Below are 12,328 nucleotides of genomic sequence, written 5' to 3' on the forward strand. Positions count from 1 at the left end.
GTTCATTCTTTCCTTTGCCTTTGAGCGGCTTATGTCAAGCGCTGCGCTCAAATGGAGCGCGCTACGGCGCTTTTGGCGTGTGGACGCCTTGCCGCTGGTGCGTTCCGGTGACACTTCAACGGGTGGTGCCCGGCCGTCTTCCCGCAGGGAATTTCGTCCCATTGCCCCAAACTGGCCGGATTACCTTGACAAACCGGTCCCACCATGCGTTTTTCCGCCAGATTTTCTTTCGGGGCGTCCGCTTGATCGAAGCGGCAGACCGCCTCATGAACGCACTCAGGATTACATTATGCATCGCTATCGCAGTCACAGCTGTGCCGCCCTTAAGAAGTCCGATGTCGGTACCATCGCCCGCCTGTCCGGCTGGGTGCATCGTGTCCGCGACCATGGTGGCCTCCTCTTTATCGATTTGCGCGACCATTACGGCATGACGCAGGTCGTGGTTGATCCGGATTCGAAAGCTTTCGCCACCGCCGAGAAAGTGCGCGGCGAATGGGTGATTCGCGTTGACGGCAAGGTGCGCGCCCGCACAGAGGATACTGTGAACGCAAATATGGCCACGGGCGAGATCGAACTCTATGCCGAAGAGATCGAGATCCTCTCCACTGCCAAGGAACTGCCGCTGCCGGTCTTCGGCGAGCCGGATTATCCTGAAGATGTTCGCCTGAAATATCGCTTTCTTGATCTGCGTCGCGAGACGCTGCATGCCAATATTGTCAAGCGCACCAAGATCATCACGGAAATGCGCGGCCTGATGACCGATGCCGGTTTTGGCGAATATACCACGCCGATCCTGACGGCCTCGTCGCCGGAAGGCGCGCGCGACTTTCTCGTGCCGAGCCGTATCCATCAGGGCAAGTTCTTCGCACTGCCCCAGGCACCGCAGCAGTACAAGCAGCTTTTGATGGTGGCCGGTTTCGACCGCTACTTCCAGATCGCGCCCTGCTTCCGCGATGAAGACCCGCGCGCTGACCGTCTGCCGGGCGAGTTCTACCAGCTTGACGTCGAGATGAGCTTCGTGACCCAGGAAGATGTCTGGGAAACGATGGAGCCCGTCATGACCTCGGTGTTCGAAAAGTTCGCCGAAGGCAAGCCGGTGACCAAGGAATGGCCGCGTATTCCCTACGACACGGCGATGCGCAAGTACGGCACCGACAAGCCGGATCTCAGAAACCCGATCGAGATGGAAGCGGTCACCGAGCATTTCGCCGGTTCCGGCTTCAAGGTCTTTGCCGGCATGATCGAAAAGGATCCGAAGGTCGAAGTCTGGGCGATCCCGGCCAAGACCGGCGGCAGCCGCGCCTTCTGCGACCGGATGAACTCCTGGGCGCAGTCCTCCGGCCAGCCCGGCCTTGGCTATATCTTCTGGCGCAAAGAAGGCGAAGAAATCGTCGGCGCCGGTCCGCTGGCCAAGAATATCGGCCCGGAGCGCACCGATGCGATCCGCACCCAGCTTGGCCTTGAAGACGGCGATGCCTGCTTCTTCGTTGCCGGCCTGCCGGAGAAATTCGTCAAGTTTGCCGGTGAAGCCCGCACCCGTGCCGGTGAGGAGCTGAACCTCGTTGACCGCGATCGTTACGAATTGTGCTGGATCGTCGATTTCCCCTTCTACGAATGGAACGAGGACGAGAAGAAGATTGACTTCTCGCATAACCCCTTCTCCATGCCGCAGGGTGGTCTCGATGCGCTGGAAAACCAGGATCCTCTGACGATCAAGGCCTTCCAGTATGATGCTGTCTGCAACGGCTTCGAAATCGCCTCGGGCTCGATCCGTAACCAGTCGCCGGACACCATGGTCAAGGCGTTCGAGCTGGTCGGTCTGTCCAAGGCTGATGTCGAGGAACGTTTCGGCGGCATGTATCGCGCCTTCCAGTATGGCGCGCCGCCGCATGGTGGCTGCGCGTTCGGTATCGACCGTATCGTCATGCTGCTGGTCGGCGCAAAGAACCTGCGCGAAATCACGCTGTTCCCGATGAACCAGCAGGCGCAAGACCTGCTGATGGGCGCGCCTGCCGAGGCCAGCCCGACGCAGCTGCGCGAACTGGCGCTGAGGATTATTCCGCAGAAGAAGGACTGATCGGTCCTTCCATTCATTCAAAAGAAAAGCCCGGCGGACCGTTCCGCCGGACTGAGGTTGCTGACAGCTTCCCTTGCCTGAAGGCCGGTTTTGTTTTTGCCCAGCTTTATCACGCTTCGCCCTTTCGGTTGCCCCGGATGTGTGACACATGATTGGACGATCTGCTTTCCCGGGGCTGTATGTTTTGGTCCCGTACAAGCGTTGAAAACACTGGATCGGGCTGGCGTCCTTAAAGGGCTCGCCACCGCTCCTCAATCATCGTGACGGACGCCCGTGACCCAGGATAAAGCCTTTACAACCGAAGAACTCATCTCCGAGGAAAGCCGCGCGACGGCCACGCCGATGATGGAGCAATATATCGAGATCAAGGCCAATAACCCGGATCTTCTGCTCTTCTACCGCATGGGCGATTTCTACGAATTGTTCTTCGATGATGCGGTTGAAGCTTCGCGGGCGCTATCGATCACGCTGACGAAGCGCGGTCAGCATCTGGGCCGCGACATTCCCATGTGTGGCGTTCCGGTTCATGCCTCCGACGATTATCTGCAGCGCCTGATTGCGCTTGGCTACCGGGTTGCCGTCTGTGAGCAGGTCGAGGACCCGGCCGAGGCCAAGAAACGCGGCACCAAGTCGGTGGTCAAACGCGATGTGATCCGGCTGGTGACGGCCGGCACGGTGACCGAGGACAAGTTGCTGCAGCCGGGCGAAAGCAGCTTCCTGATGGCCTTGTCACGGGTGAAGAGCGAGGGCGAAGGCAGTTACGGCCTTGCCTGGATCGATATTTCCACCGGTGTGTTCCGGCTTTATTCGACGGACGAAACACGGCTTGCCGCTGATATTGCTCGTATCGAACCGCGTGAGCTGATCGTCGCCGACACGCTGTTTGCCGAGGAAAAGCTGAAGCCGGTCTTTGATTTTCTCGGGCGTGTCGTTTCGCCTCAGCCTGCGGTGATGTTTGACAGTGCGACGGCAAAAGACCGGATCGCCCGCTATTTCGATGTTTCGACACTGGACGGCTTCGGGCGTTTTTCGCGGGCGGAAATGTCAGCGGCAGCGGCAGCGATTGCCTATGTCGAAAAGACCCAGATCAACAATCGTCCGCCGCTTGGCATCCCCGAACATGACGGCGAGGCTGGCGCCATGTTCATCGATCCGGCGACACGGGCCAATCTGGAACTGGTGCGCACGCTGACCGGTGAGCGCAATGGCACGCTTTTGAAGGCCATCGACCGTACGGTGACGGGCGGTGGGGCGCGGCTTCTGGCCGAGCGGCTGATGTCGCCGCTGACCCATCCCGAGCCGATCCGCACGCGTCTTGATTCGGTCGATTTCTTTCTTGAAGCACCGGCACTGTCGTTCGGCATCCGCGACTGCCTGAAACAGGTGCCGGACATGCCGCGCGCGCTGTCGCGGCTTTCGCTTGATCGCGGTGGCCCGCGTGATCTCGGGGCCATCCTGTCCGGCCTTGCCGCTGCGCGTGAAATTGTCGCCATGCTGGCGATGAACGAAATGCCGGAGGAACTGACAGGCGCGCTTGAAGCGCTGCAGGACCTGCCGGAAAGCGTTGAGGTGGCGCTGGCGCAGATGCTGGATGATGAGCTGCCGCTGTTGAAGCGCGATGGCGGCTTTATCCGCGAAGGCGCGATTGCAGCACTTGATGAGGCCCGTGGCCTACGTGACACCTCGCGGCGGGTGATTGCCGGCCTGCAGGCGCAATATGCTGAAGAAACTGGCGTCAAGGGTTTGAAGATCAAGCACAATAATGTGCTTGGCTATTTCATTGAAGTGACCAACCTCAACCAGGCGGCGCTGACCGGTACGGATGAACTGAAGGCGCGCTTTATCCATCGCCAGACCATGGCGAATGCCATGCGCTTCACCACGGCCGAGCTTGCCGATCTGGAAAGCCGGATCGCCAATGCCGCGGGCGAAGCGCTGGCGCTGGAACTATCCGCATTTGAAGACATGCGCTCTGCCGTCACCGGCGCGGCCGAGGCGCTGAAGAAGGGCGCCCATGCGCTGGCCGTTCTCGATGTTTCTGCCGGACTTGCCGTTTTGTCGGAAGCCGAGGCCTATTGCCGGCCGCAGGTCGACGAAACGACCGCCTTCGACATTGCCGGCGGGCGTCATCCTGTCGTCGAACAGGCGCTGAGGAAACAATCGGCCGGGCCCTTTGTCGCCAATGATTGCGTGCTGTCGCCAAAGGGCGGCGAGCATGGACAGCTTTGGCTGCTGACCGGACCGAATATGGGCGGTAAATCGACCTTCCTGCGCCAGAATGCGCTGATTGCCGTCATGGCGCAGATCGGCAGCCATGTCCCGGCTGAAAGCGCTCATATCGGTATTGTCGACCGACTGTTCTCCCGCGTCGGAGCGTCGGATGACCTGGCCCGCGGTCGCTCAACCTTCATGGTGGAGATGATCGAAACCGCCGCAATCCTCAATCAGGCCGGACCGCATGCACTGGTGATTCTTGACGAGATCGGTCGCGGAACGGCAACCTTTGATGGCCTGTCGATCGCCTGGGCGACGGTCGAGCATCTGCATGACGTCAATCGCTGCCGGGCGCTGTTTGCCACGCATTTTCATGAATTGACCGTTCTACCCGAAAAGCTGCCGCGGCTTGCCAATGCCACCATGCGGGTGAAAGAATGGAAAGGCGATGTCGTCTTCCTGCATGAGGTGGGTCCCGGTGCCGCAGATCGTTCCTACGGCATTCAGGTTGCGCGGCTTGCAGGCCTGCCGGCCAAGGTGGTCAAGCGGGCAAAGGATGTGCTGACCCGGCTGGAAGATGCAGACCGCAAGAACCCGGCTGCCTCGCTGATCGATGATCTGCCGCTGTTTCAGGTGGCCATGCGGGCTGCACCGGCCGAGCCGGAACCATCTCAGGTGGAGGCACTGCTGGAGACGATCAATCCCGACGAGATGAGCCCGCGTGAAGCGCTTGATGCGCTTTACGCATTGAAAGCGAAATTGCAGGAGACCATTTCCGTCGGTGAGTGAAATGGATTAAAACAACGTCAGTACCGCTTCAGGGTCCCGACGAAAAGGCGATAGAATGCAGCAGATCAGGCCCGATAACGCCACAGCAAAGACACGGCAAAAAAAACAGCAGTCAAACGCTGGCGAAGCGACAACGCCGCTGGCAATGCCGGACCTGCTGAAGCCGGCAGGGCTGACGGACGAGCTGACGGTGCTGGCGAAAAAACATGCCGGCAAGCCGGAAAAATTGCGTTCCGAGCTGCTGGCGCGGCTGAAAGAGATCAACAGGGCGGGGCGCGAAGAGGCGCATCGGCTGTTGCAGGAGGATGGCGGCGGACTGACATGCGCGCGGCGGATATGCTGGCTTGAGGACCAGATGCTGATCGCGCTTCACGATCTGGTTACGACGGTTCTCTTTCCTTCCGCACGGCAGAAATTCGCGATCGCATCTGTCGGCGGTTACGGGCGCGGAACGCTGGCGCCGGGTTCCGATATCGATCTTCTGTTCCTGATCAAGGGATCGGAGACGGAAGAGACCCATAAGGCGATTGAATATATTCTCTACATGCTTTGGGATCTGGGCCAGAAGGTCGGTCACGCCACACGTTCGATCGCCGATTGCATCAGGCTTTCCAAGGCCGATATGACGATCCGCACCTCGATCCTCGAACTGCGCTATATCGCCGGTGTGGAGCAGCTGTGCGAAACGCTGCAGCATCGTTTTGACGAGGAAGTCGTCGCCAATAGCGGGCCGGAATTCATCGCCGCCAAACTTGCCGAGCGCGATGAGCGTCATCGCAAATCCTTCGATACGCGCTATCTGGTGGTTCCCAATGTCAAGGAGGGCAAGGGTGGCCTTCGCGATCTCAATACGCTGTTCTGGATTGCCAAATATTTCTACCGCGTGCGGGAGACCTCTGAGCTGGTGCGGCTCGGCGTGCTGTCACGCCAGGAACTGACGCTTTTTTCGCGCGCCGAGGATTTCCTCTGGGCGGTGCGCTGCCACCTGCATTTCCTGACCGGCAAGGCCGAAGAGCGGCTTTCCTTCGAGATCCAACGCGAGATTGCCGAGGCGCTTGGCTATCAGGATCGCCCCGGCCTTTCCGCCGTTGAACGCTTCATGAAGCATTATTTCCTGGTCGCCAAGGATGTCGGCGATCTGACCCGCATTTTCTGCGCCGATCTGGAAGAACAGCAGGCCAAGGCTGCACCGGTGATTGGCCGGGTCTTGAACAAGTTTTCGAAGCGCCGCCGCAAAATTCCCGGTTCGTTGGAATTCGTCGCCGATCGCGGCCGCATCGCCCTTGCCGCTCCAGACGTGTTCAAGAAGGATCCGGTGGCGCTGATCCGCTTCTTCTATGTGGCAGAGATCAACGATCTCGAATTTCATCCCGATGCGCTGAAACTGGTGACGCGGTCGCTGTCACTGATCAATCGCGAAATCCGTGAAAATGAAGAGGCCAACCGGCTGTTTCTCTCGATCCTGACGTCGCGCAAGGATCCGGCACTCTATCTCCGGCGGATGAATGAGGCCGGCGTGCTTGGGCGTTTCATTCCGGAATTTGGCCGCATCGTCGCGCTGATGCAGTTCAACATGTATCACCACTTCACCGTTGATGAGCATTTGATCCGGGCTGTCGCGGTTTTGTCCGAGATTGAGAAGGGCGGTGCGGAAAGCGTCCACCCGTTGGCGAGCGAATTGGTCAAGAATGTCGAGGACCGCACGGCACTCTATGTGGCCGTTCTGATCCACGATATCGCCAAGGGGCGGCAGGAAGATCACTCGATTGCCGGTGCACGGGTGGCCCGCAAGCTCTGCCCGCGTTTCGGCCTGACGCCGAAGCAGACGGAGACCGTGTCCTGGCTGATCGAAAACCACCTCTTGATGTCGATGGTGTCGCAGACCCGCGATCTCAATGACCGCAAGACGGTTCTGGACTTTGCCGACCGGGTGCAGTCACTGGAATATCTGAATCTGCTTCTGATTCTGACGGTCTGCGATATTCGCGCTGTCGGCCCGGATGTCTGGAACGGCTGGAAAGGCCAGCTGCTGCGTACGCTCTATTATGAAACCGAGCTGTTGCTGTCCGGCGGCTTTTCTGCCGTATCGCGCAAGGAGCGCGCCGCGCGCGCCGTGCAGGCGCTGACCGAGGCCCTTGACGACTGGAGTGACAAGGAGCGCGACAAATATGTCGGGCTGCAATATCAGAACTATCTGCTCACCGTGCCGCTGGAAGATCAGATCCGCCATGCGCGCTTCATCCGGCAGGCTGACCGTTCCGGCAAACTGTTCTCCACCATGGTGCGCACCAACGGGTTCCACGAAATCACCGAAATCACGCTTCTGGCGCCGGACCATCCGCGTCTCCTGTCGATCATTGCCGGTGCCTGCGCTGCCACCGGTGCCAATATCGCCGACGCGCAGATCTTCACCACCACGGATGGCCGGGCGCTCGATACGATCCTGCTCAACCGCGCCTTTGATGGCGATGAGGATGAATTGCGCCGGGCAAAGACCATCGGCCGGCTGATCGAGGATGTGCTGTCCGGCGTGAAAACGCTGCCCGAGGTGATTGCAACGCGCTCGCGCGAGCGGCGCAAGAACAAGGCCTTCGCCATCGAGCCGCATGTCTCGGTCACCAACAAGCTTTCCAATGTCTTCACGGTCATTGAGGTGGAATGCCTCGATCGCACCGGACTTCTGGCCGATATCACCCAGACACTGTCGGAATTGTCGCTTGATATCCAGACCGCGCGCATCACCACCTTTGGTGAGAAGGTTATCGACAGTTTCTATGTCACCGATCTTCTCGGAACCAAGATCACCAGCGACAACCGGCTGGCAACCATCGTCAAACGGTTGAAGGCGGTGCTTGAGGAAAAGGGCGAGGCGATCCGCGAGGGCATGCCGCAGGGCATGCTCAAGCCATCCTCTGCTGGCCCTGACCGCAATGCCGGCGGTGCCGCGCAATGAGCCTTGTCGGGAAGTTTGCAACAGTCGGCGGCGCCACCTTCGCCAGTCGGCTTTTCGGCTTTGCCCGCGAAACGCTGATGGCCGCCGCGCTTGGCGCCGGGCCGATGGCGGATGTGTTCTACGCCGCCTTCCGCTTCCCCAACCTGTTCCGCCGCCTGTTTGCCGAAGGTGCGTTCAACGCAGCCTTCGTACCGCTGTTTTCCAAGGAGATTGAGGAAAACGGCATGGAGGGCGCCAAGCGCTTTGCCGAACAGGTGTTCGGCGTGCTGTTTTCGGCGCTGTTTCTGATCACGCTGGTGATGGAACTGGCCATGCCGCTTCTGGTGCGCTTCATCATTGCACCGGGCTTCGTCGGCGACGACATGAAGTTTGACATGGCGGTTCGCCTGTCGGCGATCATGTTCCCCTATCTGATCTGCATGTCGCTGCTGGCGATGATGAGCGGCATGCTGAACTCCATGCATCGCTATTTTGCCGCAGCGATTGCGCCGATCTTCCTCAATGTCGTGTTGATCGGCGTTCTCGCTATCGGGCTGTGGCGCGGCTCGATGCCGGCAGAAATGGCCAGTCTTCTCGCCTGGGGCGTGCTTGTCGCCGGGCTGCTCCAGCTTCTCGTCGTCTATGTTGATGTACGGCGCGCCGGTATCCGTTTCGGCTTCATGCTGCCGAAGATGACGCCGAAGATCAAACGCCTGCTGGCGCTTGCCGTGCCCGCAGCGGTGACCGGCGGCGTCATCCAGATCAATCAGATCATCGGTCAGGCTGTCGCTTCCGGCAAGGGTGGGGCGATTGCAGCGCTGCAATATTCCGACCGGCTCTATCAGTTGCCGCTGGGCGTGGTCGGTGTGGCTGGCGGTGTCGTGCTGCTGCCGGAACTGTCCCGCGCGCTGAAGGCCGGCAATGACAAGGAAGCCTCCTATGTGCAGAACCGCACGATCGAATTCGTGCTGTTCCTGACGCTTCCGGCTGCCCTTGGGCTGATGGTGATTGCGCCGGAAATCACACGCGTGCTTTACGAGCGCGGCGCTTTCGGACCTCAGACCACGGCGCTGGTCGCTTCGATCATGACGGTCTATGCCTTCGGTCTGCCGGCTTTCGCGCTGACCAAGGCGCTGCAACCGGCCTTTTATGCGCGCGAGAACACCAAATTGCCGATGCGCTTCACGCTGATTGCCGTGGTGATCAATTCCGCGCTCGCCATCTCGCTGTTTCCGATCCTTGCCGAACGCGGCATCGCCCTTGCCGAGGTGGTCTCCGGCTGGACCAATGTCGTGCTGCTTTCAGGGACGCTCATCATCAGCGGCCATCTGCGCGTTGACGCAACGCTGATGCGGCGCGGGCCGCTGATCATTGTCAGTGCGCTTGCCATGGCGGGCACGATCTGGTTTCTGGCCGATTATTTCGCTGACTGGTTCCAGCCGCAGACGCCCTTCCTCACCCAGCTTGGCGGGCTGATGCTTCTCCTTCTTGCGGCAAGTATCGTCTATTTCGGCTTGGTTCTGGCAACTGGCGGCGTCAACCGGGCGCTGCTGATGCGTGTGGTCGAGCGCAAGACGAAGAAACCACAGAACTAACAGTTCGGTTTGACGAGCGTGCATGTTCCGTGCATAAGCGCTCTCGTTTGTTTTAACCGTCAATGCCGGGCCTTCCACCCGTCCGAAAGAGAAAAAACATGAGCGAATTCAAGCCGCTTATTTTTTCCGGTGTTCAGCCCACCGGAAATCTTCACCTTGGCAACTATCTCGGCGCATTGCGCAAATTTGTTGCACTGCAGGACCAGATGGACTGCATCTACTGCGTGGTCGATATGCACGCGATTACCGCTCAACTCGTACATGAGGACCTGAAGGCCCAGACGCGCTCCATCACGGCGGCCTATCTTGCCTCTGGCATCGATCCTGAGAAACATATCGTGTTCAACCAGTCGGCCGTGCCGCAGCATGCCGAGCTTGCCTGGATCTTCAACTGCGTCGCGCGCATCGGCTGGATGAACCGGATGACCCAGTTCAAGGACAAGGCCGGCAAGGATCGTGAGGCGGCTTCGCTCGGGCTCTATGCCTATCCCTCGCTGATGGCTGCCGATATTCTGGTCTACCGCGCCACCCATGTGCCGGTCGGGGATGATCAGCGTCAGCATTTGGAACTGACCCGCGATATCGCGATGAAGTTCAACATGGACTTCGCCGAAAAAATCCGTGACGCCGGAAAGGGCATCGATACCACCGTCGGTGATGAGCCGGTGCATGCCTATTTCCCGATGGTCGAGCCGATCATTGATGGCCCGGCGCCGCGTGTGATGAGCCTGAAAGATGGTTCGAAGAAGATGTCGAAATCGGACCCGTCCGATCTGTCGCGCATCAACCTGACCGATGATGCCGAGACGGTGGCTCGCAAGATCCGCAAGGCCAAGACCGACCCTGATGCGTTGCCGAGCGAAACTGATGGTCTGAAGGGTCGGCCGGAAGCCGATAATCTCGTCGGTATCTATGCAGCCCTTGCTGATCGCACCAAAGCGGATGTTCTGGCGGAATTCGGCGGTCAGCAGTTCTCGGTCTTCAAGCCAGCTCTGGCCGAGCTCGCCGTGGAGGTCCTGTCGCCGATCAATGCAGAGATGCGCCGCCTGCTTGACGATCCGGCCCATATTGATGCCGTCCTGAAGGACGGAGCAGGCCGTGCCCGCGCGATTGCCGAGCGTACCATGAAGGACGTTCACGAGATCGTCGGCCTTCTTTAGGACGGGGAAAGGCGGTGTCAGCCGCCTCAGACTGTTGGCAAGGTCATTCAGCTTGTCTGTTTTGGGGGTAACCACCTCTCCATCGTCATCCCCGTGCTTGTCACGGGGATCCATATTCTTAAGGATTTTATTAAGTTAAGTCCTTCGCCGTGCGGACACGCGTCGGCTGGATGCCTGTGGACCAAGCACAGGCTTGACGCTAGAGAAGGGGATAGGGTTTGTCAGCAATCTGAGACGGTGTCCGCCGCCCTTCTTTATTGCTGCGGGCGTGGAATGGTTCTGGTCTGCCAAGCCGTGCTATGTTGCGCGTGGTTGGCCGGTTGGGTTCATTTCATTTCCGGCAGATGGAGATTTTGAGAATGGTTTCCAAGCGTCTTTCCGGCGAGGCCGGTCACCGACGAAAATTCGTTGCGATCGTCGATGGCACGCCCGAATGCAATCTGGCTGTTCGCTATGCTGCCAGGCGGGCGAAGAATTCCAATGGCGGCCTGGTGCTGCTGTTCGTTATTCCGCAACATGAGATGCAGCAATGGATCGGTGTGCAGGAATATATGCGCGCCGAGGCCCGTGAGGAGGCTGAACTCACCGTCTCCAAGGCGGCAGAAGATGTGCGGGCGAGTATCGGCATTGAAGCAGAAATCGTGGTGCGTGAGGGCAGTGTTGCCGAGGAAATCAATGCCGTGATCGAAGATGACCGCGACATTGCCATTCTCGTTCTGGCTGCCGGTTCAGCCAAGGAAGGGCCGGGACCGCTGGTTTCGCTTCTTGCCGGTCGCGGCAAGGCTTTCTCGATCCCGGTCACAGTGCTGCCGGACGGGTTGAGCGTGGCCGATATTGATGCGCTTTGTTAAGCGCTCTCTTGAAAGCCAAAGCGCTGACGCCTAGCTTCTCGCAATAGAATGATTCACCGCGGCACGACCTTGAACCGTGCCTCAGCGAAACAGCCCTTATCCCGTGGCCTTGCGCCCGACCGGGGCGACGATGGAGACGAACATGTTCATCCAGACCGAAACCACGCCAAATCCCGCGACCCTGAAATTTCTTCCGGGCAAAATCGTGCTGGAACGCGGCAATGCCGAATTCCGCTCGGCAGATGATGCGATTATCTCGCCGCTGGCGACTAGGCTTTTTGCCGTTCCCGGTGTTGAAGGGGTGATGTTCGGCTATGATTTCGTTTCCGTAACCCGCGGTGATCAGGAATGGCAGCATCTGAAGCCCGCCATTCTCGGCGCGATCATGGAGCATTTCATGTCCGGTGCGCCAACCATGGCAGGCGAAGCCTCGCATGAGGATCTCGATACCGGCGAGGAATTTTTCGATGCCGGCGACGAGACCATTGTCGCCACCATCAAGGAACTGCTGGAAACCCGCGTTCGCCCGGCCGTGGCGCAGGATGGCGGCGATATCACCTTCCGCGGCTATCGCGAGGGCACGGTGTTTCTCAACATGAAGGGCGCATGCTCCGGCTGCCCGTCCTCCACCGCGACGCTGAAGCATGGCGTGCAGAACCTGCTGCATCATTTTGTGCCCGAGGTTGAGCATGTCGAGGCCGTATGACCTG

At 59.4% G+C, this 12,328-nt stretch carries 7 protein-coding genes; all 7 read left to right on the forward strand.

Annotated features, from left to right (window positions below; all coding sequences use genetic code 11):
- Positions 1 to 289 precede the first annotated feature (289 nt).
- The 7 genes from aspS (at position 290) to FJU08_RS12435 (ending at position 12,324) form a co-directional block, all read left to right on the forward strand.
- Positions 290 to 2,077, forward strand: coding sequence for an aspartate--tRNA ligase (gene aspS / locus FJU08_RS12405; protein WP_141149327.1), 1,788 nt, complete (start codon positions 290 to 292; stop codon positions 2,075 to 2,077).
- Between the two features lie 273 nt (positions 2,078 to 2,350).
- A complete protein-coding gene (gene mutS / locus FJU08_RS12410) occupies positions 2,351 to 5,080 on the forward strand; it encodes a DNA mismatch repair protein MutS (protein ID WP_141149328.1) in 2,730 nt (909 codons plus the stop codon).
- A gap of 55 nt (positions 5,081 to 5,135) precedes the next feature.
- Positions 5,136 to 8,033 (forward strand): [protein-PII] uridylyltransferase, encoded by a 2,898-nt coding sequence (locus FJU08_RS12415; protein WP_141149329.1) that lies wholly within the window; start codon positions 5,136 to 5,138, stop codon positions 8,031 to 8,033.
- Positions 8,030 to 9,607: a murein biosynthesis integral membrane protein MurJ gene (gene murJ, locus FJU08_RS12420; RefSeq protein WP_141149330.1), complete on the forward strand. Its 1,578-nt coding sequence runs from the start codon at positions 8,030 to 8,032 to the stop codon at positions 9,605 to 9,607. The genes FJU08_RS12415 and murJ overlap by 4 nt, the downstream gene beginning before the upstream one ends.
- A gap of 98 nt (positions 9,608 to 9,705) precedes the next feature.
- Positions 9,706 to 10,767 (forward strand): tryptophan--tRNA ligase, encoded by a 1,062-nt coding sequence (trpS, locus tag FJU08_RS12425; RefSeq protein WP_141149331.1) that lies wholly within the window; start codon positions 9,706 to 9,708, stop codon positions 10,765 to 10,767.
- A gap of 359 nt (positions 10,768 to 11,126) precedes the next feature.
- A complete protein-coding gene (locus FJU08_RS12430) occupies positions 11,127 to 11,618 on the forward strand; it encodes a universal stress protein (RefSeq protein WP_141149332.1) in 492 nt (163 codons plus the stop codon).
- A 142-nt stretch (positions 11,619 to 11,760) separates the two neighbouring features.
- Entirely contained in the window at positions 11,761 to 12,324 is a 564-nt protein-coding gene (locus FJU08_RS12435; protein WP_141149333.1) for a NifU family protein, read from the forward strand.
- Positions 12,325 to 12,328: the final 4 nt, after the last annotated feature.

This window comes from Martelella alba, assembly GCF_006516955.1.
Taxonomy (GTDB): Bacteria; Pseudomonadota; Alphaproteobacteria; order Rhizobiales; family Rhizobiaceae; genus Martelella; species Martelella alba.

Bases quoted from the DNA above. Each gene is read 5' to 3' on its own strand.
- aspS (WP_141149327.1), top strand. From the start codon at position 290: ATGCATCGCTATCGCAGTCACAGCTGTGCCGCCCTTAAGAAGTCCGAT.
- FJU08_RS12415 (WP_141149329.1), top strand. From the start codon at position 5,136: ATGCAGCAGATCAGGCCCGATAACGCCACAGCAAAGACACGGCAAAAA.
- murJ (WP_141149330.1), top strand. From the start codon at position 8,030: ATGAGCCTTGTCGGGAAGTTTGCAACAGTCGGCGGCGCCACCTTCGCC.
- trpS (WP_141149331.1), top strand. From the start codon at position 9,706: ATGAGCGAATTCAAGCCGCTTATTTTTTCCGGTGTTCAGCCCACCGGA.
- FJU08_RS12430 (WP_141149332.1), top strand. From the start codon at position 11,127: ATGGTTTCCAAGCGTCTTTCCGGCGAGGCCGGTCACCGACGAAAATTC.
- FJU08_RS12435 (WP_141149333.1), top strand. From the start codon at position 11,761: ATGTTCATCCAGACCGAAACCACGCCAAATCCCGCGACCCTGAAATTT.